This window comes from Kerstersia gyiorum (assembly GCF_004216755.1).
Classification (GTDB): Bacteria; Pseudomonadota; Gammaproteobacteria; order Burkholderiales; family Burkholderiaceae_B; genus Kerstersia; species Kerstersia gyiorum.
This window is the reverse complement of record NZ_SGWZ01000003.1, coordinates 1-26,755: the sequence shown is the minus strand read 5'-3', so window position 1 is coordinate 26,755 and position 26,755 is coordinate 1. Positions and strand designations below refer to the sequence as shown.

19 protein-coding genes are annotated in these 26,755 nt (G+C 62.9%); 6 read left to right on the top strand and 13 right to left on the bottom strand.

Annotation, left to right across the window (positions count from 1 at the left end; genetic code table 11):
* Positions 1–287: 287 nt before the first annotated feature.
* From EV679_RS10010 to EV679_RS09995, 4 genes are all read right to left on the bottom strand, one after another.
* Positions 288–2,951: a PKD domain-containing protein gene (locus EV679_RS10010; RefSeq protein ID WP_130487127.1), complete on the bottom strand. Its 2,664-nt coding sequence runs from the start codon at positions 2,949–2,951 to the stop codon at positions 288–290.
* A 22-nt stretch (positions 2,952–2,973) separates the two neighbouring features.
* On the bottom strand, positions 2,974–5,808 hold the full coding sequence (locus EV679_RS10005) for a TonB-dependent receptor (RefSeq protein ID WP_130487126.1): 2,835 nt from the start codon (positions 5,806–5,808) through the stop codon (positions 2,974–2,976).
* A 135-nt stretch (positions 5,809–5,943) separates the two neighbouring features.
* On the bottom strand, positions 5,944–6,939 hold the full coding sequence (locus EV679_RS10000; protein ID WP_068373839.1) for a DUF4880 domain-containing protein: 996 nt from the start codon (positions 6,937–6,939) through the stop codon (positions 5,944–5,946).
* Positions 6,936–7,466 carry a sigma-70 family RNA polymerase sigma factor gene (locus tag EV679_RS09995; RefSeq protein WP_130487125.1) on the bottom strand — a complete coding sequence of 177 codons (531 nt, stop codon included), beginning with the start codon at positions 7,464–7,466 and terminating at the stop codon, positions 6,936–6,938. Before EV679_RS09995 ends, EV679_RS10000 begins: the two co-directional genes overlap by 4 nt.
* 275 nt (positions 7,467–7,741) lie before the next feature.
* On the opposite strand from EV679_RS09995, the gene EV679_RS09990 reads away from it, so the two are divergent.
* From EV679_RS09990 to EV679_RS09975, 4 genes are all read left to right on the top strand, one after another.
* On the top strand, positions 7,742–8,500 hold the full coding sequence (locus tag EV679_RS09990; RefSeq protein ID WP_130487124.1) for a LamB/YcsF family protein: 759 nt from the start codon (positions 7,742–7,744) through the stop codon (positions 8,498–8,500).
* Between the two features lie 133 nt (positions 8,501–8,633).
* A complete protein-coding gene (locus EV679_RS09985; protein ID WP_130487123.1) occupies positions 8,634–10,331 on the top strand; it encodes a 5-oxoprolinase subunit B/C family protein in 1,698 nt (565 codons plus the stop codon).
* Positions 10,328–12,076, top strand: a complete 1,749-nt coding sequence (locus EV679_RS09980) for an acetyl/propionyl/methylcrotonyl-CoA carboxylase subunit alpha (RefSeq protein WP_130487122.1) — start codon at positions 10,328–10,330, stop codon at positions 12,074–12,076. The genes EV679_RS09985 and EV679_RS09980 overlap by 4 nt, the downstream gene beginning before the upstream one ends.
* A gap of 397 nt (positions 12,077–12,473) precedes the next feature.
* Positions 12,474–13,187, top strand: coding sequence for a CoA pyrophosphatase (locus tag EV679_RS09975; RefSeq protein ID WP_068373818.1), 714 nt, complete (start codon positions 12,474–12,476; stop codon positions 13,185–13,187).
* A gap of 55 nt (positions 13,188–13,242) precedes the next feature.
* Here EV679_RS09975 and rsgA read toward each other — a convergent pair whose 3' ends face one another.
* The gene (rsgA, locus tag EV679_RS09970; protein ID WP_130487121.1) at positions 13,243–14,145 is read right to left on the bottom strand and encodes a ribosome small subunit-dependent GTPase A; all 903 of its coding nucleotides are present in this window, start codon (positions 14,143–14,145) and stop codon (positions 13,243–13,245) included.
* On the bottom strand, positions 14,142–15,422 hold the full coding sequence (locus tag EV679_RS09965) for a M48 family metallopeptidase (protein ID WP_130487120.1): 1,281 nt from the start codon (positions 15,420–15,422) through the stop codon (positions 14,142–14,144). The genes rsgA and EV679_RS09965 overlap by 4 nt, the downstream gene beginning before the upstream one ends.
* A 46-nt stretch (positions 15,423–15,468) precedes the next feature.
* Between EV679_RS09965 and orn the strand changes: the two genes are divergently transcribed.
* Positions 15,469–16,014: an oligoribonuclease gene (orn, locus tag EV679_RS09960; protein ID WP_068373810.1), complete on the top strand. Its 546-nt coding sequence runs from the start codon at positions 15,469–15,471 to the stop codon at positions 16,012–16,014.
* Positions 16,015–16,111: 97 nt separating this feature from the next.
* Here orn and EV679_RS09955 read toward each other — a convergent pair whose 3' ends face one another.
* The 5 genes from EV679_RS09955 to EV679_RS09935 all read right to left on the bottom strand — a co-directional run bounded on the left by EV679_RS09955 (position 16,112) and on the right by EV679_RS09935 (position 21,584).
* Positions 16,112–17,515 (bottom strand): MATE family efflux transporter, encoded by a 1,404-nt coding sequence (locus tag EV679_RS09955; RefSeq protein ID WP_068373807.1) that lies wholly within the window; start codon positions 17,513–17,515, stop codon positions 16,112–16,114.
* Complete coding sequence (locus tag EV679_RS09950; protein WP_130487119.1) at positions 17,512–19,245, bottom strand: ArnT family glycosyltransferase; 1,734 nt, start codon at positions 19,243–19,245, stop codon at positions 17,512–17,514. The genes EV679_RS09955 and EV679_RS09950 overlap by 4 nt, the downstream gene beginning before the upstream one ends.
* Before the next feature lie 138 nt (positions 19,246–19,383).
* Positions 19,384–19,656, bottom strand: a complete 273-nt coding sequence (locus tag EV679_RS09945) for a type B 50S ribosomal protein L31 (protein WP_127773478.1) — start codon at positions 19,654–19,656, stop codon at positions 19,384–19,386.
* 229 nt (positions 19,657–19,885) lie between these two features.
* A complete protein-coding gene (locus EV679_RS09940) occupies positions 19,886–20,662 on the bottom strand; it encodes a YdcF family protein (protein WP_130487118.1) in 777 nt (258 codons plus the stop codon).
* 7 nt (positions 20,663–20,669) lie between these two features.
* Positions 20,670–21,584 (bottom strand): glycosyltransferase family 9 protein, encoded by a 915-nt coding sequence (locus tag EV679_RS09935; RefSeq protein ID WP_165390023.1) that lies wholly within the window; start codon positions 21,582–21,584, stop codon positions 20,670–20,672.
* 186 nt (positions 21,585–21,770) lie between these two features.
* On the opposite strand from EV679_RS09935, the gene msbA reads away from it, so the two are divergent.
* Positions 21,771–23,498 carry a lipid A export permease/ATP-binding protein MsbA gene (gene msbA, locus EV679_RS09930; protein ID WP_068374135.1) on the top strand — a complete coding sequence of 576 codons (1,728 nt, stop codon included), beginning with the start codon at positions 21,771–21,773 and terminating at the stop codon, positions 23,496–23,498.
* Positions 23,499–23,636: 138 nt separating this feature from the next.
* Here msbA and EV679_RS09925 read toward each other — a convergent pair whose 3' ends face one another.
* Complete coding sequence (locus EV679_RS09925; RefSeq protein ID WP_130487117.1) at positions 23,637–24,029, bottom strand: hypothetical protein; 393 nt, start codon at positions 24,027–24,029, stop codon at positions 23,637–23,639.
* Positions 24,030–24,274: 245 nt separating this feature from the next.
* Entirely contained in the window at positions 24,275–25,738 is a 1,464-nt protein-coding gene (gene rng, locus EV679_RS09920; RefSeq protein ID WP_068373788.1) for a ribonuclease G, read from the bottom strand.
* Between the last annotated feature and the right edge of the window lie 1,017 nt (positions 25,739–26,755).

Sequence of the window (26,755 nt, the reverse complement as noted above, 5' to 3'; positions counted from 1 at the left end):
AGATATCCACAGTCTCATGGGAAGGCTTGCAGGAACTGTTCGCATGAACAGTGTTTTTTCCACAATTTGTGCATTGCAAGAAAAAAAGACACGGTCCGGAGCCGGACTGTGTCTTTTTTGAGCAGGGAATTCCAGATGCTTGAAATAACAGCGTTTTTTTTCATCATCTGAGGTCTGCCAACAGGGTTATTCACAGAAGTTGTGGAAACTCTGGCTGTGACGCCTCCTGGGCGATCTATCCACAAGGAAGGCCGTGCCCGACCGCCTTCCTTGCGAAGCAGAAGGACTTACTTGCCCCAGTTCCAACCTGTCAGCGGGACATAGACCTGCACGCCATACTGAACCGGCTGCGAGATTTCCGTGCTGGAGAACGAGAAGTTGAAGTCGTAGGTATCGAAGTTGCGGTCACTGTCCCAGAATGCCGGTTTTTCTGCGCGTTGCGGTGGCATCGGGGGCAGGACCATCTTGAAGACGACTGATTCTCCGGCCTTGATGACATTGGGCAGGCCTTCGAAGCGTGGCTGGTAGTTCGCAGCATTTTCGAAGTCACTGCTGTAGTGGGCGGGCGTCTTGCCATCGCTGGGCATGAACTGCTTGACGCTCGTCGAGACATCGCTGATGGGGAAGTCCTTGCCGACAGCCGTCAGACGGTAGTACTTCACGGTGCCGCCGTTCTTGAAGTCGTTGTAGAACGCCTGCCTGCCCGCCATGTCGTTGGGGGAGGTGCCAAGGTCCAGTGAAGATGTGCGGCCATCGAGACGGCTCACCGTATTGAAGCTGTTGGGGTCCTGTTCGCCGACGACTTCCTCGTAGCCGGATGCGCCTTCCACACGCAGGGATTCCAGTGTGAGGGCAGAGGCATCCGCCGGTGCTGGTTCGACGCGTACCACCAAGCGCTGAACCTCGGTCAGTTCCGAGCCATCGGACACCTGCAGGGTGAATTTATAGTCTCCCGGAACGTCTATATTGCAGATCTTCAGCGACATGCGGTTGAACTCGACCGGATTGCTGAACGACGGCTGGATATTGCTGCCAGACGGTTGTTCGACGGAAAGGCGGTAGTAGAGCTGATCGCCATCGGGGTCTAGCGCCGTCGCCTGGATGATCAGGTTTTCGACGTCACCCATCTTGAGGGTATTGCCCCAGCCCAGCTTGGTGGATGCCAGGTTGCCGAAGTCGCAAGCCAGACCATCCTGCGCCTTGGTGCCGTTGGTAATCAGGGTGTAGCGGTAGATGCCTGCCTCTTCATCCAGCGTACCAGGCGTGGTTCCGATGAAACGCGCCACAGGGGGATTGTTCCTGGCCTTGACCATCACTTTGCCGACCTTCGGATAATCCGTCCATTCCGAGGCGCGGCTGGGCGTGCCCGTACTGTCGTAGACGATCAACTCCGCTTCATAGGCGCCAGCGACGTCTGGCACGAAACTGGCGCGCGCTTCATTGGCGTGCTTGAGTTCCGCCTGGCTGCTGGACGGTTTCATGGCCCAGCGCCATTGGTATTTCATGCCATAGGTGCCGTCGTCCGGGTCGGAGCTCTTGGTGCCGTCGAACCATGCTTCGATGCCGGTCATGACACTGCTGGTATCGGTACTGACCACAGCTTGCGGACGGCGGTTGGCGCCACTGCGTACGTGAACGGTCTGGGAGGTGCGTTGGCTGTCCACCTGACCGTCATTGACGGTCAGGTACATGGTGTAGTAGCCCTCGACCGGGCTGCCCGTTGCGTCGCCAGTGGTGGTCGGACGGAAGCTCAAGGTGTTGCGGCCGGTGTAGCCGCTGACGTCGGGACGGGTGAAGCCAGCCGGCGTATCACCCCATTCCCATTTGTAGGTCAGACTATTGCCATCCTTGTCATAGGAATCGCTGAAAAAGTAGATGTAGGCAGAACTGGTTTTGCTGGCGCTCAACAGCTCCGCTTCATTCAGCGGATAGTAGTCGCGCAGCACGGCGACGGGCGGAGTGTTGGCGGCGCCTTCAGGACTGCTCACGGTGACGGTGGCACGTGCGGGCGAGCTGAGGCTCGTTCCATCGAAGGCGTACAGGTCCAGGTTGTAGGAGCCAGCAATATCTGCCGAGAAGGTCGGGGTGGCCGTGTCGGCGTTTTTCAGCTGGACATTCGCGTAGGCGGTCTGGGGGCCATTGGCGAGATAGGGCGATAAGCGCCAGCTGTATTGCAGGGTATCGCCGTCCGCATCATAGCTGTTCGAGGCGTCCAGCTTGATGGCTTGGCCCGTGCTGCCCGTATAGGGGCCGCCTGCCAAGGCGACCGGCTGTGTATTGGCCTGAGAAGCGTGAATGGAAATCACGAACTCGTTGCTGCTCTTGCGGCCGTAGGTGACGACCAGCCGTGCCAGGTACACGCCGGGGATGTCCGGGGTGAAACCGGGCTTGGCTGAATAGGCGTCGAAAAGCTGTACGGCTTTGCCGTTGGGATCGGTGACACTCCAGTTGTAGCTCATGCCCTGTACGTCGCCCCCTGCCGGCGGCGTGCTGTCGCTGCCGTCTAGTTGCGCCCAGCCATTGACCAGGGCATTGACGGTATCGGTGGGGCCTGCGGCGATAGGCTCCGTACTGCCAGCGGTAACGAGCACGCGGCTATGGTTGCTGCTGCCGGATGCGTTGCTGACCACCAGGTCCAGCTCATAGCGGCCGGCGAGGTCGGCGACGAAGCTCGGCGTGGCGCTGTCTGCCTTGCTCAGGACGGCATTGCTGCCTTCGGGCTTGCTCACCAGCGTCCAGGTGTAGCTGGTTGCGGCAGTGCTGCCGCCGCCATTGAGCGTCACGGTTGCGCCAACCTGCACGGATTGCGCTGTGCCGGCATTGGCGACCGGCGTGGTGGCACTCGTGTCGCTGCCGGTCCAGTCGTCGGACGCGCCGTTGCCGCCGCCGCAGGCGGCCAGAACCAGCGCGGCACCGAGGCTCAACGCAAGATTGCGGATAGTGGGTTTCATTGAAGGTTCCTCGGGGTCGGAATCAGAATTGCAGGGTGACGCCCAGCCTGGCGGTACGGCCGGGCGCGGGGACCAGGCCCAGGCTCAGTGCATCCAGGTAATAGCGATCGGTGATGTTGTCGATGTTGAAGTCCACGCTCATGTTGTCGTTGACGCGATAGGTGGCGAACACGTCGAAGATCCGGTACGAATGCCAGGGCACGGGGCGCAGGAAACCATTGCGCGTGTCGTCGAAGGCGGTGGGCATGTTGCGCTGGCCCATGAACGTGCCGCGCACACCCAGCATCAGGCGGCGGTCGAACAGCCGGGTGCCGATGCGCGACGAGGCATGCCAGCGCGGCGGAATCATGTTCGTGACGTAGCTGTTGGCCAGGCCGTAGTCGGTGCAGTCATAGCGCCGGTAGGAAGCATGCTCGCAGACCGCGATATGGTTGTAGCGGGTGCCTGCGGCTTCGAAGAAGAACACGCCGGCGTCGTATTCCACCGACAATTCGGCGCCGCGCACGCTGACCTTGTCGATGTTGCGCATGCGGAAGACGTTGCGGCTGTCGGTATCTTCCCAGCCGTAGCTGACGGTACGGGTGAGGTAGTCCGAGGTGGTGTTGCTGAAATAGGCCAGCTTGACGCGCAGCTTATCGGTGTCGGTGAACACCGCGTCGCGCAGCAGGTTCATGCCGATTTCACGGTTGTAGGCATGCTCGGGCTTGAGGTCTGCGCCGATGGTCGGAGCGACGGAGAAGCCGCTGGTATTTTCGAACAGGCTGGGCATGCGGATTGCTTCGGCGTAGCGCAGATACACTTGCAAGCCGTCCGTAGGTTCCCAGGTCAGGCTGGCCAGCGGCGTGGAGCCGCTGTTGCGGCTGCTGTAGAACACCGGCAGGCATTTGCCGAACGCATCAACGGCTTCGCACCAGGCACTGCCGGCGGCCGGCGTCTGGGCCTTGTGATCTTCGGACTTGTAGCGGCTGTAGCGCAGGCCGGCATCCAGCGTCAGGGAAGGCAGCACTTCCCATTTGATGGCGGTGAACAGGTTGTACTCGCGCCGTTCGCCGGCACGGGCATCGCCGTCTGTGCCGAAGATGTCCGTGCCATTGCCGGCCTTGCCGTCCGGGCCCACGGTTTCGCGCTGCAGCGAGAAGCCGTAGCGCCATTCCGGCATGCCCCAGACGTCGAAGCGCGAGGTGTTGCTGATATCGAAGCCGGTGCGCTTGTAGCGCTCGGTGACGTTGCTGGATTCCGTCGTGATGCCGCTGGCGAAATCGCCGGAGACGGCATAAAGATCGTTATTGCTCTTGGTGTTGGTATGCCACAGGTTGGCCTTCACATCGAAGAAGGCATTGTCCGCAGGCGTCCAGCGGTAGCGGCTGGTATAGGTATTGGCCGTGACATGACTGTTGTTGGTCTGGGCAATATCATTGGTCCACAGCAATTGCGACGGCATTAATTCGCCGTAGCTGCTGTCATAGCGCAGCCAGCTCAGTTCCAGGTCGTGGTCGGCGGGCAGCAGGAACTTTGCCTTGACCAGGGTCGATTCGCTTTCGAAATTGGTATTGGCAATGCGTTCGCCGCCACGGAAACGCGTGGCCCCCTGCAGTTCGGGACGGACTTCCGTATAGAAAGGCAGTTTGCGCTGGTCGGAAAAATCGACGTACGGCGTAGGGCCGTGCGTACCGGCGTAATAGTTGCCCTGTTCGCGGCGTGCATAGGCCGCCACCAGGTCCACCGCCGCGAAGCGCTGCGCCAGCGCAATGCTGCCCGCCCAGCTCTTGGGCTTGTACCAGTCCGGTCGGTCCATCCCTTCGTTGGAGGCAAAGCGGCGCGGCATGGCATGGGTACCGCCGCCGGGCCTGGCTTCATTGCAGATTTCCGGGCTGGAGCAGTTGATGCGCCAGGCGCCGTTGTCCACGCCGCCGCCGCGCAGGAAGTAGCCGGAGGGCGTGCCGGGTTCCGGCGCCGACCCGCTGTTATTGCCTATCATCTGCCCGCGCACGCGCACGCCGAAGGTCTGCCCGTCGCGCAGGATGTCATCTGCACCTATGGTACGGGCGCTGACCAGGCCGCCGGTGGCGCCTTCGCCGCCCGCCGACATGGTGGGGCCTTTTTCGATCAGGATGCCGCCGATCAGGTCGGGGTCGATATAGCTGCGCGAGGACACGCCGGAATAGCCGCGATAGACCGTGGTTTCCTGGCGGGCACCATCGACCAGCACGGGGACGCGGCCCTGGCCCTGCATGCCCCGGATATTCACGTCCAGGCCGCCGGAGTTGCGGTTTTCACCGATCAGCACGCCGGGAATGCCCTGGAAAATATCGCCCACGGACGTCCCGCGGAACAGTTCGATGTCATCGCGAGACAGGACTTTCATCGAACTGGCGCTGCGAAACGGCAAATCCTTGTCTGTGTCGTCAGGCGCGGCCCCCTGGACTTCGATATCGCTGAACTGGAAGATGCCATCGCGCGTGGCGGGAGCGGCTTCCAGCGTATAGCCGGTGGCGCCGGCTCGTGCGCTCAGTCCGCTGCCGTTGAGCAGTTGCTCCAGGCCGGCGCGGACGGTATAGCTGCCTTCCAGGCCGCGTGAGCTCAGGCCCTGCACCTGCTCGGGCGTGAACGAAAGATTCAGGCCGGACTGACGCGCGAACTGGTTCAGGCGGTCGGCAAGCGGGCCAGGAGCGATGTGATAGGTCTGGACGCTATTGGCGCTGTTTTGTCCCTGAGCCTGTACCGGCTGCTGCGGATAGGCCAATACCAGTGCCGCTGCCAGCGCCAGCGGCGGGCAAAGACTGAAGGCGCGGGAGCGCGCACCGGGCGCGGTGCGGAGTGTAGGGGCTGACTGTCGGCCAGGAGGATGGAGGGGCATGACGGCAAGATCCGGAAGTGTCTTTCCTTCTATGCCGTACGAAAATGCAAAACCCGACAAAAATTTCTACGCGATTCATTTCCATTCCTATTCCGGCGATAGCCGGACGGCAATGGCAACGCGCGCCGACAGGTTTCAGGCCTGGGCCCTTACTGTCGTCCAGTAACGTGTGCGCTGGCCGATTTCCACCGGCAGGACGCGTGGCAGCAAGGCCAGCAGGCTGTCCGTATCGCGCAATTGATACGTTCCGGAAATACGCAACGAGGCGATCTCCTGCGTCCAGTCCAGGCGTCCGTGGCGGTAGCGTCCGACTTCCGCCAGGAAGTCCGACAGCAGCATGTTCTGTGCGACCAGCTGGCCTTCGGTCCAGGCCAGCATGTCCATGCCCGGATTGGCGATGGGCCGGGCCGCAGCGGCAGTCAGTAGGTAGTCGCCGGGGGCGGGCGCCAGCGTCGGGGTCGGCATGTGCCGTCCTTGCGCCGGGACCGTTCCGGTTTCTACATGCAACTGGCTGCCGTTAGCCAGCTGGCGCACGGAAAAGTGGCTGGCCCTGGCGTCCAGCCTGCCGTCACGGGTTTCCACGCGCAAGGGCATGAACGGCGTGTCGTGCCGGGCCGTGACGCTGTTCAGACTGATCTCGCCGCGATCCAGCAGAATCAGGCGTTCGTCCGGGCCGAAACGCAGGCGTATCGCGCTATCGGTATTGAGGTGCAGGCGCGAGCCGTCGTCCAGTGTGAGCAGGGCGCGCTGGCCGATGCTGGTGGCGTGGTCGGCGCGCAGGCGCTGCCAAGGGGTGTATTCGTGTGCGATCCAGCCTGCGGGAACGGCCAGCGCCAGCAGGCTGCCGAATTGTCCCAACGCACGGCGGCGTGACAGGCGATTGGTCGATCGGTGCAGCAGCGTGGACGGGCTGACCGGCAATCCGGAGGGAACCTGTTGCACGTGCTGGCGCAATTGGCTGTAGGAAGACTGTACCGCCTGCCAGGCATGCTCATGGGTGGGATGGCGCTGGCGCCAGTTCATACAGGCTTGCTGCAGGCTGGCATCGCCGGGCTGGGATTGCAGGCGTACCAGCCAGAGAATCGCCTGTTTTTCCAGTTTCTCGTTGCCCGTGGACATGGCGATACTCATGCCGAACGCTGCATCAACTGGTGGCAGTGGAACAGTGCGTCTGCCATATAGCGTTCCACCGTGCGCACGGAAATACCCATCTGGCCGGCAATTTCGGTGTAGCTCATGCCGTCGAGCTGGGCCATCAGGAAGGCGGTGCGGGCCTTGGGCTTCATGGCTTCGATCAGCCTGGCGAGCTGCTGCAGGGTTTCGAGAATCAGGGTGTGCTCTTCGGGAGACAGCGCCATTGGTTCGGGCTGTTGCGCCAGGGCATCCAGATACGCCTGCTCCAGCGATTGGCGGCGCCAGAAGTCGATGACCAGGCCATTGGCAATGGTCTTCAGGTAGGCGCGTGGTTCCTTGAGTGTCTGGCCGTCCAGCGGTTGGACCTGGTTGCGAGAAAGCATGCGCACGAATGTGTCTTGTGCGAGGTCGGTCGCCTGGCTGGGGTTGCCCAGTTTGCGCGCCAGCCAGCGGAATAGCTCGCCATAATGCGCACGGTAAAGGCATTCAATAGTGCTGTGGTCGGCGGAGGCCTGGCGCGACATGGTCTGGCAGTGGCGTAAGGAGCAGTTCGGTGGAACGATGGAGCGGCAAGGACAAGTCGTATGAATCAGGTAGGCTTGCCTGGCGATTGGAGATGCGTGCTGTCCAATTCTTTATGCTATAGAAAATGAAACTTATTATCAATAGTGGTCTGGAAAATACAACAAATGGCGCGGCGTTTTTCCTCACACCGCGGCGACGGCGTCCTTCTCCGGCAACGCGGGCGTCAGCTATGATCGGCAACAGCAGTCATGCGGCCTGCACAAGGAAAAATAGAATGAAGACCATAGACCTCAACAGCGATCTGGGCGAGAGCCTGGGCGCATGGAAAATGGGTGACGACGCTGCCATGCTAGACATTGTCAGTAGTGCGAATGTCGCCTGTGGCTATCATGCTGGCGACCCGGCCGGCATTCTGGCAACCCTGGAGGCAGCGCGCCGGCGTGGCGTGACTGTGGGCGCGCATGTCGCCTATCCTGACCTGCTCGGATTCGGCCGGCGCAATATGGATATCGCCAGTGCCGACCTGACGGCAGGCGTGATTTACCAGATCGGGGCGCTGCAGGGGCTGGCCCGGGCTGCTGGCTTGGCGGTGCGCTACGTCAAGCCGCACGGCGCGCTCTACAACACCATTGCGCATGACAAGCGCCAGGCCATGGCGGTGATCGCAGCCATCCGGGCCATAGACACCAGCCTGACGCTGGTGGTGCTGGCTGGTTCGCCGCTGGCAGCGTGGGCGGCCGATGCAGGCCTGCGCACAATGGCAGAAGCCTTTGCCGACCGTGCCTACACGCCCCAGGGAACCTTGTTGTCACGCCGCGATCCGGGCGCCGTGTTGCATGATCCGGGATTGGTGGCCAGGCGCATGCTGCGTCTGGCTGAGGAAGGCGTGATCGAGGCCGTGGACGGCAGCCTGGCGCCGGTGGTGGCGGATTCCATCTGTGTGCATGGTGACAGCCCGGATGCCGTGGCCATGGCGCGCGCGGTACGCGATACCTTGCAACAGGCAGGGGTGGCGGTGCGCGCTTTCGCCTGATGGCGAAGGCGATCTTCTCATGCCATGCTATGTCGGCCGAGCCGAGCATGAGCGGTCATGATCGCCGAGCCGCGACGGGTTTCCCTGGTCGTTGCCGGCCTGTTTGTCCTTGATTGAGACTGGAGTGTTGCCCTTGCGTTTTCTTCCTGTCAATTCGCATGCCATGCTGGTCGAGCTTGAAGATCTGGCGCAGGTACTGGCCTTGTTCGAGGCGCTGCAGGCCGAGCCTCTTCCGGGTGTCGAGGAACTGGTGCCGGCAGCGCGTACCGTGCTGGTGCGTTTCCAGCCCGCATTGATCTGCCGCGAGGTGTTGGCCGGGCACATTGCGGCGTTGCGTACGCAGACTGGCGCGCAACAGCCAGGCGAACTGGTGGAAATTCCGGTGCGCTATGACGGCGAAGACCTCGACGAGGTGGCCCAATTACTGGGGCTGAGCCGGGAAGAAGTGATACGGCGTCACACAGGCAGCGCATATAGCGTGGCCTTTACGGGCTTTGCGCCAGGTTTCGCCTATCTGGCCGGTGGCGATCCGGTATTCGACGTACCGCGCCGAACAAGCCCGCGCACTCGAATTCCGGCGGGAGCCGTCGGCCTGGCAGGCCGGTTCAGCGGTGTTTATCCGCAGGCCAGTCCAGGCGGTTGGCAGATTATTGGCGTGACCGATGTGCCCATGTGGGATGCCACGCGCGCCGTACCGGCCCTGCTGCAACCGGGAATGCGGGTGCGCTTCATCGAGCAACGCGGGCCTGTCGGGGCGCCGGTCTTCAGTCGCTCCGGCCAGCATCAGCCGCACTCCCGTCCCCAGGCCCGCTTGCCGGCCGTCGGGTCCGTAACGGCTGCGGCTGCCACCGGCATGTCCGCTTGCGTGATGCGTCAGCCGGGGTTGCTGGCGCTGTTCCAGGACCAGGGGCGGCCAGGGCTGGCGAGCCAGGGCGTCAGCGCTTCGGGCGCGCTGGACCAGGCGGCGCTGCGCGAGGCCAACAGGCTGGTCGGCAACGCGGCAGGCACTGCCTGCATCGAGTTCGTGCCCGGTGGTTTTGAAATCGAATGCCAGGGCGATGTGGTCATTGCTGTGACCGGCGCGGACGCGCCGCTGATACTGCGCGACCGTGAGGGGCGCCATGCCGGCCTGCCCAGCCATCGCCCGCTGGCATTGACCGATGGCGAACGTTTTCAGGCCGGTCCGGCCCGGGCCGGCAGCCGGGCCTATCTCGCAGTGCGTGGCGGCTTTGCCGTTGAGACATTCCTGGGCAGCGCCTCGAGCGATACCCTGGCCCATATCGGCCCTGACGCCTTGCGGGCCGGAGACAGGCTACCTGTGCTGCCCGCCCGCCACGGCTGCGTGGGCGAACCGGCTGTGTCCCGTCCGGATATGCCCGCGCCTGGCGAGACTGTCTGGCTGGATATTACGCTGGGGCCGCGCGCCGATTGGTTTACGGATGCAGCGCTGGCCCTATTGCTGCAGCAAGCCTGGCAGGTGACCCCGCAATCGAATCGCGTGGGGATACGGCTGCAGGGGGCGGTACCGCTGGCCCGCAGCCTCACGGCCGAATTGCCCAGTGAAGGAACGGTTGCAGGCGCACTGCAAGTGCCTCCCAGCGGCCAGCCGGTGCTGTTTCTTGCTGACCGCCCCTTGACTGGTGGCTATCCTGTCATTGCTTGCGTGGCGCCCCACGACCTGGACCGTGCCGGGCAGATACCGGTAGGCGCATTGGTACGCCTGCGTGTGCTGGAGCCGTTCCAGCCCATCATTCCTGAGCGCCGGCCGATTGCTGGCGACGTGTCGGCAGCCGCTCCGGCTTCATCTCCTTCCATCCTGCCATTGCCATGAAAAAAATCCTCATCGCCAATCGTGGTGAAATTGCCGTGCGCATCGCCCGGGCCTGCGCCGATTACGGTGTGGCCTCGGTAGCGGTCTATGCTGACGCCGATTTCGATGCGCTGCACGTGCGCATGGCCGACGAAGCCTATGCGCTGCATGGCGAGCGTTCCGTCGACACCTATCTGGATATCGGCAAGCTGCTGGAGGTGGCTCGTCGCAGCGGGGCCGATGCAGTGCATCCCGGGTATGGCTTCTTGTCCGAAAACGCGGCGTTCGCGCGGGCGGTTATCGACGCGGGCCTGATATGGATAGGCCCGCCGCCTGCCGCCATCGAACAACTGGGCGATAAGGTGCAGGCGCGCAAGCTGGCCATGAAGGTTGGCGCACCCTTGGTGCAAGGCACCAGTGATCCGGTGCGCAATGCTGGAGAAGTCGTGGTGTTCGCACGGCAACACGGCTTGCCGGTTGCGATCAAGGCGGCTTTCGGTGGGGGCGGGCGCGGCCTGAAAGTCGCCCGGAAACTGGAAGAAATCGAAGAACTGTATGCATCCGCAGTGCGTGAGGCCTCAGCCGCCTTTGGCCGAGGCGAATGCTTCGTCGAGCAGTTCCTGGACCGGCCCAGGCACGTGGAAGCCCAGGTGCTGGCCGACCAGCATGGCAACGTCGTGGTTGTGGGCACGCGCGATTGCTCGCTGCAGCGGCGCAACCAGAAATTGGTAGAGGAAGCGCCGGCGCCATTCCTGAGCGATGAACAGCGTGAACGCATCCACGGTGCCGCGCGCGATATCTGTCTGGCGGCTGGCTACGTCGGGGCCGGAACGGTGGAGTTCCTGCTTAGCGTCAATGGCGCCATCTCGTTTCTGGAGGTTAATACGCGCTTGCAGGTCGAACATCCCGTGACCGAAGAAACAGCGGGTGTGGATTTGGTGCTGGAACAGCTGCGTATTGCGGATGGCGAAATGCTGTCGTTCCGTGACACGCCGGCGCCTCGTGGCCATGCTTTTGAATTCCGCATCAATGCCGAGGATGTCGGGCGCGGATTCCTGCCTTGCCCTGGACCGGTACGGCGCTTTGACCCGCCATCCGGACCCGGCGTGCGTGTGGATAGCGGTGTGACGGCAGGGTCGGAGGTATCCGGCCATTTTGATTCCCTGCTGGCCAAGCTGATCGTGACGGGCGCGACGCGGGCCCAGGCAATCGCCCGGGCCCGTCGCGCGCTGGCGGAGTTCCGGGTCGAAGGCCTGGCGACCGTCTTGCCCTTTCACCGTGCCGTCATGGCGCATGAGGATTTCACCGGGGCCGAGCCGTTCAGGGTGCACACGCGCTGGATAGAAACGGATTTTGCCAATACCTTGCCGGCCGAAACGCCTGCCCGGCAGGCGCTGGCGCCCGCCTTGCAGCGCCTGGATATCGAGTGGGACGGGCGACGGGTAGCATTGGGTCTGCCGCTCACCTTGTTGCAAGGCCTGGCGGGCCTGCCTGCACAGGCCGAAGGACGGCATTCAGGTGCTGCGCCGGACATTGCGGCCACGCCTTTGGAACAACCGCCCGCAGTGCTGGCCCCGATTGCCGGTATGTTGCAGCGCTGGAAAGTGGAAGATGGCGCTCAGGTCGAAGAGGGTGACTTGCTGGCCATCATGGAGGCCATGAAAATGGAGATGAACATCGTGGCGCCGCGGGCTGGACGTATCGTGCTTTTGGCTGCCGAGGGCAGCCAGCTGGAGGCTGCGGCCGCACTGGCGGACATCACCTGATTCCCGCCGCCATGCCGGGTGTTGCCGCCGGAATCCGATGGCGCGCATGCGGGTTGGCAACACGGCAAGGGCAGGCGGAAGATGGATGGTGGAAGGACGAAAACACAGATCAGGGCAATGTCTGGTCTTTTTGCGCAAAAAATATAAATAAAGCGAAAAATTAATAAGTTTTGATTAAATTAGTATGTATCGGATAATGCGATTCAAATCCGTGGCTCATCTTGCCCGCGCAGCGGTTTGCCGAGCGGTGGCATTGCGCTTGGGGAACCCAGGGATATACTGCCGGTCAATAACATAGCAATAACCAGATAAGCCAGCCTCCGACTGCTGGTGGCGTGCAGTGGCAGGCATGCCGTGGCGGAAGGCCCCCATTGCGGCTGGCGTAGGAATAAGTACCATGGCTGACGCATCCGAAACCTCCAAGGAACCGCAGATCTTCGATCCGCAGGCTCAACCATGGACGCCAATCCCTGTCGAAGCGCGCCTGCCGGCGGAGTTGCTGACTGGCGACGCGATCCAGGCGCGGCTGGGCCAGTTGGGACCGGCGCCGGGGTCTGTACTAGGCGGCGATATCGGCTTGAGCCTGCGTGCCTTGCCTGCCGCCATGCGGCCCGTGCCTGCGGCGGTACTGATGCCTATCGTTATGCGGGGCGATGGCGCGGGCATGCTGCTGACGCAACGCAGCGCCAACCTCAGCCATCATGCAGGACAGATCAGTTTCCCCGGTGGACGCGCCGAACACAGCGACGCTGGCCCGGTGGCGACGGCACTGCGCGAAAGCCACGAAGAAATCGGTTTGCGGCCTGATCAGGTGCGGGTGCTGGGCACCTTGCCGCAATACCTGACCGTCACCGGTTTTGCCGTCACGCCGATTGCGGCCTGGGTGGAGGGCAACCCCTCGCTGGAACCGGCGGCGCGGGAAGTCGCCGAAATTTTCGAGGCGCCGCTGGAATACCTGCTGGACCCGGCCAACTACCGTATCCATTCCGCGCAATTGCCCGATGGCGCCAGCCGCCGCTACTACTCGGTTTCCTGGGACAAATATTTCATCTGGGGCGCCACGGCGGCGATGCTGCGCAATCTCTACCTGGCGCTGCGCCCGGCTAAATAAGAGTAGGGCCATTCCCGCTCGGACAGGGCGAGCTGTTGGTGTGCGGGCACGTGTCTCAATAACGTTGCCCGGCTTCCAGTTCGTCTAGCAGGCGCAGGTACAGTGCATAGCGTCCCGTGTCGATGGCGCCGCTTTCCAGCGCTGCCAGCACGCCACAGCCGGGTTCGCGCCTATGGGTGCAGTTATAGAAGCGGCAGGACGGGATATGCGAGGCGAATTCGGGAAAACCGCGTTCGATATCGCCGGCCGACAGATGCTGCAGGCCGAAAGCCTGGAATCCCGGTGAGTCGATGAGGTCGCCGCCGGGTGCCGGCAGGTGGTACAGCCGGGTGCTGGTGGTGGTGTGCCTGCCGGTATCCAGCGCCGTCGAATGCTCGCGGGTGGCGGCGCCAGCCTCGGGGGCCAGGGCGTTGAGCAGGGTGGATTTGCCCATGCCGCTTTGCCCCAGCAGCAGGCTGGTGCGGCCCGCCAGCTCGGGGGCCAGGCGCGCGCGGGTGGCTTCGTTATCGTGGGCGCTCAAGCGCAGCACGGGCACACCCAGCCGTTCATACGGGGCCAGGCGGGTTTCCGCCAGGACCAGCCCTTCGGCCAGGTCGGTCTTGTTCAGCAATATCAGGGGTTCGATGCCTACCGACCAGGCACCAGCCAGCGCCCGTCCCAGCAGGTCATCGGAAAAGGTGGGTTGTACCGCAACCACGATCAGCAGCCGGTCGACATTGGCGGCGAATTGCTTGGTGCGCATGGCGTCCGAGCGGTACAGCAGGTTGCTGCGCTCGCGCACGGCAGCAATACTGCCGCCGTCCAGTCCTTCCGGGGCGATCGTCACATAATCCCCCACGGCCGCGGCTGCGGCCTTCTTGCCGCGCGGATAGCACTGGCGCAGGCTGCCGTCCTCCAGTTCCACTTCATAGTGCCGGCCATGGGCGGCAATGACGCGGCCTTCCAGCGTGCTGCTCATGCTGCCTGCTCCAGCTGGTTGAGATGGGCGATACGCAGCGCGGCGGGCGGGTGGGTGTCGTAGAACGCGGAATGCACGGGGTCGGGAGTCAAGGTGGCGGCGTTATCGTTATAGAGTTTGAGCAGGGCCGCGACCAGGAATGCAGGCTGGCTCTGTGCGGCGGCATAGGCATCGGCCTGGTATTCATGGCGGCGCGACAGCCAGCTGCGCACGGGCGTCAGGAAAAAGGTGAAGACCGGGCTGACCAGGAAAAACAGCAGCAGGGCCATGGCGGGCTGGCTGGATGCGTTGGCCGGGACAGCGTTGAACGCGGTGTAGAAGCCTGGCTGGGCGGCCAGCCAGGCCAGTATGCCCAGGGTCACGAGCGACAGGAATTGCGCCAGCAGCAGGCGCTGGCGGATATGGCCGTGCCTGAAGTGCCCCAGCTCGTGGGCCAGCACGGCTTCGATTTCATCATGGTTCAGTTTGGCCAGCAAGGTATCGAAGAAGACGATGCGGCGCATTTTGCCCATGCCGGTGAAATAGGCATTGCCGTGCGCCGAACGGCGCGAGCTATCCATGACGTACAGGCCATTGAGGGCAAAGCCGCAGCGTTGGGCCAGCGCGTGGATGCGCGCGCCGAGCGCATCGTCGTTGAGCGGCGAGAAGCGGTTGAACAGTGGCGCGATCCAGGCGGGGAACACCAACATGATGAACAGGCTGAAGGCTGACCAGAGCAGCCACGCGTAGAGCCACCAATAGGGGCCCGATGCCATCAGCGCGAGCACCGCGGCGGACAGCGGGGCGCCCAGCAGAATGCTCAGCAGCGTGCCCTTGATCGTGTCGGCGACAAACAGGCGCTGGGTCATGCGATTGAAGCCGAAACGCGCCTCCAGCCGGAAATGGCGCCACCAATTGAAAACCAGGTCGATCGGCGCCATGACCAGCAAGGCCAGGCCTAACAGGGCCAATTGATGCGCCAGCGGCGGCCATTGCCAGGCAGCGATCCAGCTTTCCAGCGCCGCCAGCCCGCCGCCCAGTGTCAGTATCAGCAGGACCACGGCGTCGGCGCAGGTGTTCAGCCAGCCCAGCCGCAGGCGCGCGACCGTATAGTTTGCCGCGCGCTGGTGACTGAACAGGCCGATATGGCCGGCAAATGCTTCCGGTACGCGGTCGCGGTGAGTCTGCACATGGCGCGCATGGCGCCAGCCCAGCAGCCGCTTGACCAGCAGGTTCAGCACCAGGGCGGCAAGGAACAGCCAGGTCAGGGAGGAAGGAAAGGCGTCGGGCAGGAGCATGGAGGCTGGCGGTATGAGAAAATGTCGTGTTTTAAAGGCAGATTATATGGCTCGGAACGAAAATCGCCTGGTCTGGCTGGACATGGAAATGACTGGCCTGGACCCGGAAAAAGAACGCATCATTGAAGTGGCTGTTGTTGTAACGGAACCTGATCTCAGCGTCGTGGCAGAAGGCCCGGTGCTGGCGATCCACCAGGACGACAGCCTGCTCAACGCGATGGACAAATGGAATACCGCCACGCATGGCCGCAGCGGCCTGACCGAACGGGTGCGTGCATCGACGACGACGGAAGCCCAGGCAGAGGATATCCTGCTGGCGTTCCTGGCGCAGCATGTGCCGGCGGGAAAATCGCCGCTGTGCGGCAATACCATCAGCCAGGACCGCCGCTTCATGTTCCGTTACATGCCGCGTCTGGAACAGTTCTTCCATTACCGTAACCTGGACGTGAGCACGCTCAAGGAGCTGGCGCGGCGCTGGAAGCCCGAGGTCTATAAAGGCTTCGAGAAAAAATCGCGCCACGAAGCCCTGGCGGATATCTACGAATCCATTGATGAACTGAAATACTACCGCGAGCATTTCCTCAAGGTGTAAGGCGTGCCAGGGCAGGGATGAATTGTCCAGGATGCCGCGACCAGGCCGGCCAGGCTAGCGTGCCCGGGCCGGCTTTTTCATCCCTGGGCGGGCTGGCTCAGCGGTTGTCCTGCAGGGACTGGCGCGAGACGCGCCGGTACCAGCTGTGCAGCAGGGCCGCCGAGAGCGCCAGGCCCACTGATGCCATGAGCCACATGGTACCCGCGCCTTGCGGCGATCCCGGAATCAGTGCTTCGCGCACACCATCCAGCAGGCCGCGGCCCGGGCCCAGGCCCAGATACCAGCCGCCGGCCAGGCCGACGCCGCCCAGCGCCAGGCCTTGCAGCAGCATGGGCACGAAGGCCACTTTGTGGGCTCGTAGTAGATAGGAATTGATGCACTGCATGCAATCGACGATATGGAACAGCACCAGCAGTGGCATCAGCGTCAGCACCACGGCGGCGACATGCGGCTCGTCGGTGTAGGCGCGCACGATCAGGGGCCGTCCCAGCACCAGGATACAGACCGTGACCACGGCGCCGCATAGCGCCAGCACGATACCGGCGCTGCTGATGCGGCGCGACAGCATGGGGTCGCGGGCGCCCAGCGCGCGGGCGGACAGCGCTGCGGTAGCTACGCCGATGGCCATGGGCATCATGAAGCAGAGGGCTGCCAGGTTGGAAATGATCTGCTGCGCGCCGATGACATAGGTGCCTTCGCGGGCGACCAGCAGGGCCATGAATGTGAAGGCGGACACTTCGATCAGGTAGGAGCCGCCCATGGGTAGGCCCAGGCGCAGCAGGGTTTTCTGGTCGCTCCAGCGAATTCGGCCCATGCGCAGTGCGAACTGGCGGAAGAACGTGTCGTGTCGCAGCACCAGGATGCCGGCGGTCAGTGAAATGACATAGACCAGAGCCGTGGACAGGCCGGCGCCCTGTGCGCCCAGCGCCGGCAGGCCAAGGTTGCCGTAGATCAGCAGCCAGTTGAAAAATGCCTTGAAGCCGATGCCGGCCAGATTGATGGCCATCACGATTTTCGGGCGCGATACGGCGTTGCCCAGGGCATAGATGGTCCGGAAAACCAGTGCGAAGGGCAGGGCCAGCGCCAGCGCCCTCAGGTAAGCGGCGATGCTGGCTCGCACTTCCGGCGCGACGTCGCCCGACAGGCTCAGCCACATGTCGGGGAACAGCATCAGTATCGCGCCGATGACGGACAGGGCCAGCGCCAGCCAGACACCCTGGCCCCAGGTGCGGCCCAGCTCATGGTATTGCTTGGCGCCGAATTGCTGGGAAAGGATGGGAATCAGCGCATGCAGCACTCCCATCAGGCCGACGAACACCGTGACGTAGATCGAGACAGACAAGCCCATGGCCGCCAGGTCCGTGGGAGAGGCGTGGCCCGTCATGGCCGTGTCGAGTACGCCGAAGGCAACGCCGGCCCACTGGCTGATCAGGACGGGCCAGGCGTTGCGGGCGATCAGGGCCAGGTTGTGCCGCAGCCCGGGTAGTGCAGCGGCACTCATGGTGCGGCGCGCCTGACCAGGAAGAACACCTCGTGACGGTCCGCGGTACGGCCGCCGCGCCACAGTATCTGCCCTTCGCGTGCCAGAGAGGGCAGGCCAGCGCTTTCCAGCCTGCGATTGGTCGTTTGCAGCAGTACCAGATTGCAGTTGCCCGAGAAATCGAAATTCAGGTTGGAGAACACCTGGAAGGCGGCGCGCTGCGCCAGGCCCAGGCCGGCGCTGCGTACGCATTCACCGGGCCGGATATTGGCCGCGATGGCCTGCGACAATTCCTCCGAGGTGGCACGGTAGCTGCGCGCGTAGTCAATGGCAGGCAGCCACAGCAGGGCCAGCAGGACCCAGGTGGCCGTCAGGCCGCAGGCGGACAGGATGGTGCCGCGCCATAGGGCCGTGGGCTGGGTGCGCAGCCGCCAGCTCACCAGCGCAGCCCACAGGCCGGTGGTGACCAGGGCCAGCAATGTGGCCAGGAGATTGATGTGGGGTTCGAACCCGGTGGTCTGGCGGGCAATATTGCCCGCAATCTTGGTAGGCCAGCCGAAATGCAACGCTACCCACCCCAGCCAGACGGAGGCCACGGTGAGCGAAAAACACATGATGGCGAACCAGTCCAGCGTATTGACCACGCCACGGCGCAGGGTGGGAAGCGCGAAAGCTGCCAGTACGGCGAAAGGCAGCACCAGCATGGCGAATTCGGGTTCGAAGGGTTCGCCCATGGCCAGCAGGCAGAGCACGGCGCCGGCTGCAAGGGAGGCAGGCAGGCGGATGTGTGGTGCGGCAGTCCATTGGCGCCAGCGCCACAGCGCCAGCAGCGCCAGGGGCCAGGTCGGCCACAGGAACCAGGACAGGTCGCGCAGGGTGCGCAGGATGACCGTGGCCTTGGGCGCACCGAACTGCCCCAGGTTCCAGCCCAACCATTGGTCTACCCAGTAGGGGTTGGCTGCGCGTGCAGGCATATACCAGGCCAGGAACAGCAGCGCGGCCAGCGCCAGCGCGGCGACCAGCCACTGGCGCGGCAGGCTGACGTGGCGCGGTGCGGGCAGCAGCAGGATGAGCATGGCCAGCAGAATCGGCAGCGCGCCCGGCAGGCCACGCGTCAGCATGGCGCCGGCCAGCGCCAGCCCCAGCGTGGCAGCGCCGCTCAACGGCTTGTCCAACATGCGAGCCATGCCGTAGTAAGCCAGCGCCAGGCAGGCCAGCATGGCGGGCATGGATGAGCTTTCATGCACGCGCAGCAGGATGCCGACGGTCGCCAGCACCAGCAGCAGGGCGGTATCGGCCAGCATGCGGCCGTAATCGCGCGCCTTCGGCTCGCCGCCGAAGGGCAGTGCCAGGGGTTGCGCTTCCGGACGGCGGCCCAGCAGGTAAGTGCCATACCAGGTGGCGCTGGCCATGATGCCGAACCAGATCAGATTGGGCAGCCGAGCGGCGGCGAAATCGCCCATGATCGGGCCGGCGAGCCAGATGGTGATGGCGCCCGCCCAGGTGGGCAGCGGGCCGCCCTGGGCGTAGGCATAGTTGCCGATCTGTGGCAGCAGCCAGCCCAGCGGGCCTTCGCGCAGCGCGGTCAGCATGGTGGCCACGCCGATGATATCGTCGCTTTTCCATGGGTCGCGGAAAAACAGGCCGGCCAGGATATAGACGGCAGCCAGGCAAAGCAGCGCCATGCGGGGCAGTTTCCGGGTGGCAGTGGCGGTCAGGCGTGAAGGTGTCGCGGTATGTTGGGGGTGCACGAGGAGGCAGGATCGGAAAAGGAAACGCCTCCCTTGCGGGAAGCACGGCTATGGATACGAAGTGTATAGCTGAAAAAAAGGCAGCCGTCACGGCTGCCTTTTCTATCTGCGCCTGTGGCGCGGAAGGAACGAGTCGGATTACGACGCGTTGGCAGCCTTCTTGGCGCCGGCGGTGCGGGCGAAGCGGGCGCGGAACTTCTCGACGCGGCCGGTTTCGACAACGCGGGTCTGCGCGCCGGTGTAGAAGGGGTGCGATTCGGAGGTCACGTCGCACTTGAACAGCGGGTAGGTCTTGCCGTCCAGTTCGATGGTTTCACGCGTTTGCACGGTGGAACGGGTCACGAACTTGGTGCCAGTGATCAGGTCCTGGAACACGACTTCGCGGTAGTCGGGGTGAATGCCTTCTTTCATGGAAATATCCTGTGTGTATGTCGGGTCGCCAGCAGGTTTCCATGCGCAGTGCCGCCCATTGCGACCGCCAAAGTGCGCCAGGCGCATCTATTAGGCGAAAACAGAAGACAGAAACCGGACGAACCGGTCGCAGGAAACCAGCCACGTTCCCTGGCTGGTCGGTAAAAGCAACTCGCGATTCTAGCATGATTATGCCAATCGGGTCGGATGCTTGCGGCGGTTTTTACACTCAGGCCGCTGCCCAGCCGCGTAGTTGGTAAACCGCCAATCCGATGTATTCCTTGATGATGGAACGGCTGGCATCAAAGGCGCGCCGATTTGGCATCCAGGCCCACAGCGCGCCGCGGTCTTCGGGCTGGAGGATCTGTGGTGCGGCAGGGGCAGGGATGACGGTCACGCCCTGTTTGCCGAAAGTGGCGACAGAACGCGGCATATGCAGCGCGGACGTCACAAGCAGCACGCTTTTCAGATTGTGCTGATGCAGCACGCGCGTTGTCAGGTGCGCGTTCTCGTAGGTGTTGCGGCTGGCTGTTTCCAGCAGCAGCGCTTCCCGGGGGACGCCTTGCTGGCGCAACATCTGCGCCATGCCTTCGGCCTCGCTCACCGTGCCTTCAGCCGCTCCGCCTGAGGGCAGGACGTAGGGCGCGCGCCCTGCCAGGTAGATTTCAGCCGCCCTGGCAGTACGGCTGGGCTTTTGCCTGGGTAGCTCGGGCAGGAACCAGTTGGGCCGGCCGTTGGCGGTCTGGCCGCCCAGCACCACGATGACATCGGCTGCCGGCAGTTCGGCGGCGGGCTGGTACGGATAGGCGCTTTCCAGCATACCGCCTGCCCAGATCGACGTGACGGGCAGCGACCAGGCCAGCGACCAGACCAGCGCTACGGCCACCAGCAGGTTACGCAGGCGGCGCCAGCGCAACAGGCCGACCACCAGCGCGCAGGCCAGCAGGAAAAGCGAAAGGTGCAGCGGATAGACCAGGGACGAGAGAAGTTCGACGGGCGATGTCATGGTGATGTCAGGCCGGATCGGCGAGCAGGCTGGAAATGCGGTTCAGGACTTGATCCAGGCCAGGCCAGTTGTGCTGGTCGCCCATATAGTTGGCAAATGGCGACCACGGGCGGCTGTCGTCCGGGTCGGACACGCCGAACAGGGTGAGCTGGCGCGCGGAAGCCGCAGCGGCAATATGGGATACCCCGGAATCGTTGCATACCACCAGCGCTGCGCGCGTCGTCAGGGCGGCGAAGGCGCGCAGGGGCATGGGAGGCAGCAGCAGGGCGCTGGGCGCGTTCTGCCGGGCAATCTCTGTTTCATCAGGGGGCGGCGCCATGACGACTGCCCAGCCTTTGGCCTGCAAGGCCCGGGTCAGAGCTTCATAGTGTGGCCAGACTTTGACCTTGCCGCGATGCAGGCCGGTAGCCGTGGGCGCGATCATGATGAACGGCTGATCCTGCAGCCCGGCCTGTTCCAGGCATTCGCGGGCCTGCTGGTGGTCTTCCTGGCCCAGGCGCAGCGGGGACTTGGGCGGCGGTGTGACGGAACCGTGCGGCAAACCCCAGAGGCGCAAGGCCTGACGGGTCACTTCGTACCAGGATTCAACTGCGTGCATGGCCTGGGGCGGTTTCTGGATCGGCCAGCGCAGCAGAAAGCTGCGGCCATCGTCGCGGTAGCCGGCGCAGGGCAGGCCGGCCAGCCGGAAACTGAGCGCGCTGGAAAGGGAGTCGGGCAGCAACAGCCCCACGCTGCGTCCGCCAGGCTGGGGGTGGGCCTTCATGTGGGCCTGCACCACTTGCCGGTTCTGCAGGATCTTTCGCCCGAAGGGCAGATAGTCCTCAAGCGGCATGTGCGCCAGCAGGTTGGCGCCCCAGGCGCGCCCGCACGCCACGACAGGGATGCCGGTCTGGTTGAGAAGCTCCAGCGAGGGCAGTGCCATGCAGGTATCTCCGACCCAGTTTGGCAGGCGGAGATAGATTCTGGTCGGTTTCGGAAAAGTGCGCATCAGGAAAAACAGGTGGTGACGGTACAATCTTCCAACATTGTATTCAGCCTTGGAAGCGAGTCTGCATTGAAATCGAAAGAAAAACCCGCGCGTGCCGGTAAAACCGTGTCTCAAGAGCGCATGTTATGGGGACGGATCTACGCGAGGGTCGGCCAATACTGGAAGGGGCTGGCGCTGGCGATCGCGCTGATGACAGGCGCAGCGCTGACGCAGCCGGCGCTGGCGCTCATCATGAAACCTTTGCTCGACGACGGTTTCAGTGGTGGCAATCCTGACTATATCTGGATTTTCCCTCTGCTGGTCATTGCGATGATCGCCGTGCGCGGGGTGCTCAGCTTCTTCAGCGACTATTTGCTGGCCTGGGTGGCCAATAACGTGCTGCTGGGGCTGCGGCGCGACATGTTCGAGCGTCTGCTGGGCTTGCCGGACGAAGCTTTCCGCGCAGGCGAGAACGGCCGTCTGCTCAACCGTTTCACGATCGACGCCGGCAACGTCACGGGCTATGCCACCAGTGTCATGACAGTGTTGATCCGCGAATCGCTGATCGTGCTGTCCATGATAGGTGTGCTGTTCTACATGTCCTGGCAGTTGTCGCTGATCGTGCTGGTCATGTTGCCGGTAGCCGTGCAGGTGTCGCGTGCCTTCATCCGCCGCCTGCGCCATATCAACCGCGATACCGTCAACATGAATGCCGAGCTGACCCATGTGGTCAGCGAAACCATTGCCGGCCAGCGTGTCGTCAAGCTGTTTGATGGCTATGAGCGCGCCCGCCAGGGCTTCGGCTATGTGAATGGCCGCCTGCGCCGTTTTGCGATGCGTTCGGCAACCGCAGACAGCGCCATGACCCCTGTCACGCAGATGTGCGTGGCGGTTGCCGTGGCTGGGGCGATAGCCGTGGCGCTGCATCAGGCCAACCAGGGCACCTTGACTGTCGGTAGCTTTGCCGCCTTCATCACGGCCCTGGCCCAGATTTTCGATCCTGTGCGCCGTCTGACGCGTGTCTCTGGCGGTATGCAGAAAATGCTGGCCTCGGCGGAAAGCGTATTCCAGATGATCGACGAACCGGTCGAGCAGGACCAAGGCAAGAAAGTCATGGAACAGGCGCGCGGCCGGGTTGAATTCCGTGGCGTGTCGCATCGGTTCTCCGATACCGATCGTGAAACCCTGCAGGATATTTCCTTTGTGGCCGAGCCCGGCAAAACCATTGCGTTGGTCGGCCGTTCCGGTAGCGGCAAGACTACCCTGGTGAACATGCTGCCGCGCTTTATCGAACCCACTGGCGGCAGCGTCCTGCTCGATGGCGAGGAAATCCACGACCTGACGCTGGCCAGCCTGCGGCGCCAGATTTCCCTGGTCAGCCAGGATGTGGTGCTGTTCGATGGCAGCATTGCCGAGAACGTGGCCTACGGTGCAGTGGCATCTTCCAGTACCGATGAAACCGTGCGCGAAGCCTTGCGATCGGCCAGCCTGCTGGACTTTGTCGAGCGCCTGCCCAATGGCATCCATACCCAGGTTGGCGTCAATGCGGTACGGTTGTCTGGCGGCCAGCGCCAGCGTCTGGCAATCGCGCGCGCCTTGATCAAGGATGCGCCCATCCTCATCCTGGACGAAGCAACCTCGGCGCTGGACAACGAAGCAGAACGCCAGGTGCAGGCGTCGCTGGAACGCTTGATGCGCAACCGCACCACGCTGGTGATCGCACACAGGCTGTCAACTGTCCAGAGCGCCGACATCATCCTGGTCCTGGATGAAGGCCGTATTGTCGAGCGCGGCAGCCACGACGAGCTGATGCGCAGTCCGGACGGCCTGTACCACGCGCTTTACCAGATGCAGTTCAGGGGGAGCTGATAGAAATGGGCGGCCGGGCGCAGCATGGCCCGGCTTGTCCGATAAGCGGCTGTTGCACCGAGACTCCCAAAAGAACGGGCCGGGCAGTGATTCACTGCCCGGCCCGTTCCCTATTGCCGGTAAGGAGATGCGCTGGCCTTACTTGCCGCTTTTCCAGCGGCCGCCCAGTTGCGCGCAGCTGGCAGGCAGGGAGGCCAGGTCGTCGGCGGCGCGCTCATAGTAATAGGCGCCGCGTTTCAGTCCGGCCAGGTCCTGGCAGATGCCTTGCGCGGGCGTCGGGCACTGTTCCAGATAGGTGATTTTTCCTGCCTCGCCGCCCATGGCGGCAGACGTGTTGGCCAGTTGCTCGCAAGAGGTCTTGAATGCCGCTTCGTCTTCTGCCGGGTCCGACTGCACGCAGTCCTTGGATTTGATGACCTGGCCCAGGAGGTTGAAAGAACCCTCGATCATGCAGGCGCCATCCCTGGCCATCACAGGCGCGTTCAGCAGCAGGCAGGCGAGGCCGGATGCGGCCAGCAAGGTTGATTTCATGTGGGATTCCTTTGGTTGGTGCGCCGGATTATAGGAACGGACCATTTCCGAATTGCGATGAAGTGATTCCGTGGATTTCAAAAAATCACCGGTATCACTTTGCTCCGGGTGGATATCCGGACGGCGGGCAGCCAGGTTGTTCCGGGTGGATGGTGGGCTAGGCTGTACGGTTCATGCACGCTTCCTGCCGCCGCTGTGTTGGGGGCGGCAGGGCAGCGGCGGCAGCTGCTTGGCCGCCGGTCGCGTCAGAGCAGGATGATGTCGTACTTTTCCTGGGGGTAGATGGGTTCGACCTCCATGGAGATCGGCTTGGTGACAAAATCACCCAGCATAGCCATGTGCTGGCTCTCTTCTTCCAGCAGCAGGTCGATCACGGCCTGTGAGGCCACGATGCGGAATTCCTTGGGGTTGAATTGGCGCGCCTCGCGCAGGATCTCACGCAGGATTTCATAGCAGATGGTACGGGCCGTCCGCACGGACCCCCGGGCTTCGCAAACCGGGCAGGGTTCGCAGAGCTGGTGCGCAAGCGAGTCGCGCGTGCGCTTGCGGGTCATTTCCACCAGGCCCAGTTGAGTATAGCCGTTGATGGTCATGCGTGTGCGATCGCGCGACAAGGCTTTTTGCAGTTCCTGCAACACCATGTCGCGGTGCGAAGGATCATCCATGTCGATGAAGTCGATGATGATGATGCCGCCCAGGTTGCGCAGCCGCAATTGCCGGGCAATGGCGCGTGCGGCTTCCAGGTTGGTCTTGAATACCGTGTCGTCGAAGTTCCGGCCGCCGATGAAGCTGCCGGTATTGACGTCCACCGTGGTCAGTGCCTCGGTCTGGTCGATGATCAGGTAGCCGCCGGACTTCAGGTCTACCCGGCGCGAAAGCGCCCTGGCGATTTCTTCATCGACATTGGCGGTATCGAACAGGGGGCGTTCACCGCTGTAATGCTGGATGCGGTCGGTCAGCGCGGGCGTGTAGACCTGCGCCCAGTCGGTCATCGCTGCCTTGGTGCTGCGGGAGTCCACCAGAATCTTGCCGGTATTTGGGGTAACGATATCGCGCAGTACCCGCTCAGCCAGTGTCAGGTCCTGGTGCAACAGCGAAGGCACGCCCTGCTTGCGGGCCGATTGCTGGATGCCTTGCCAGAGCTTCAACAGGTATTCCACGTCGGCGGCCAGTTCTTCATCGGTTGCCCCTTCGGCCTGTGTGCGCAGAATGAAACCGCCATGGGGGTCTTCGGGCAGCAGCGCCGTCAGTTGCTGCTTGAGGCGCTTGCGTTCCTCCTGTGATTCGATTTTCTGGGAAATGCCAATGTGCGGATCATGCGGCAGGTGCACCAGCATGCGGCCGGCCAGGCTGATCTGAGAGGACAGCCTGGCGCCCTTGGTTCCCAGCGGGTCCTTGATGACCTGGACCATGATGGTCTGGCCCTCGAACAGGATTTTCTCTATGGGGGTGATGGTCTGGCCCTGGGTGCGTTCCTGGCGGTTCTCGCGCAGGTCCGCAATATGCAGGAAGGCGGCGCGCTCCAGTCCGATGTCCACGAATGCGCTTTGCATGCCCGGCAGGACGCGGTTGACCCGCCCCAGGTAAATATTGCCGACATGGCCGCGCTGGATACTGCGTTCGACGTGCAGTTCTTGCACGGCACCTTGTTCGACGATGGCAACTCGGGTTTCGAAAGGCGTAACGTTGATAAGAATGTCTTCAGTCATGGGCAAGCTCGGGTGTGGCCTGGGGCTGCGCGGTGGGAAATCCCGGCGCCGCTGGTGAGGCGGCTCCGGCGATGCCGAACGGCGGGCGCCTGCATATATATAGAGAAGGCAGGCAGTGCATGGGGCGTGGCGCTGACCATATCCGCCGCATCATTGTCCTGTCCTTGTTCCTGGCGGGCGCGCCCGCCAGGACTGCCTTCTATATATAGAGATGCCGGACGCCGGGTTCAATCCACGGCGAGGCCTGCGATCCTGATGGTTCAATAACAATGGATGCAAGCATTCTATGCCCGATGGCGGATTTGCGTATGTATGGCCGGGCAGGAGGGCGTGGTGTCGCGACGCCGGTGGCTACGGTTGGAGCGAGGGTAAGCCCTTGTCCGGTGTCTTTGGGTTTTCTCGCATGGTTCTCGAACAAGCACATGCGCATAATGAAGTCGTGGCCAGTGTTGGCCGCAGAGGATGCTCGACCGTCTGAGTCTCGGCGTAAAGCTCCGGAATCCAGGGCGCGACGGGCTGGCGAGCCGCTCTTGGTAGATATAAACGCAGAGATTTTCCCGTTTTCAGCGGGAGGAGAAAGATTTTCTTCGAAAAGTTTACACGGCGATGAAAAGCGTGCTATATTTCATTTTCTGTTGAGCAGCACAGCAAACCTTTCCCAGCGAAAGGGGCGAAGTAAAGTTCAACGGGGCCGGAAACGGAGTTTGTTTTCAGGCGCAGCGGTTTGATCCCTAAGGGACGGCCAGGCGGCGCTAGGAAACGGATTCGGCAGGGAAGTGAAGCGGTTCAGCAAGTGTTGACAAACTTCAAAATCCCATGTTATAGTTTCTAGCTCGGTTGCTTAGTGACTCAGGGTTAACCCGAAAGGGGCGGTTCTGATAAGCAACTGGAAACGAGGTCTGGTGGGTTTACCCAGGCGGCTTTTTTCAAGTAGGGATTCAGTGGATAGCCGCTAAGTGGCAAACGAAACTGAGTTGACAAACCTGAAAAACTGCTTCATAATCTCGTTTCTCTGCT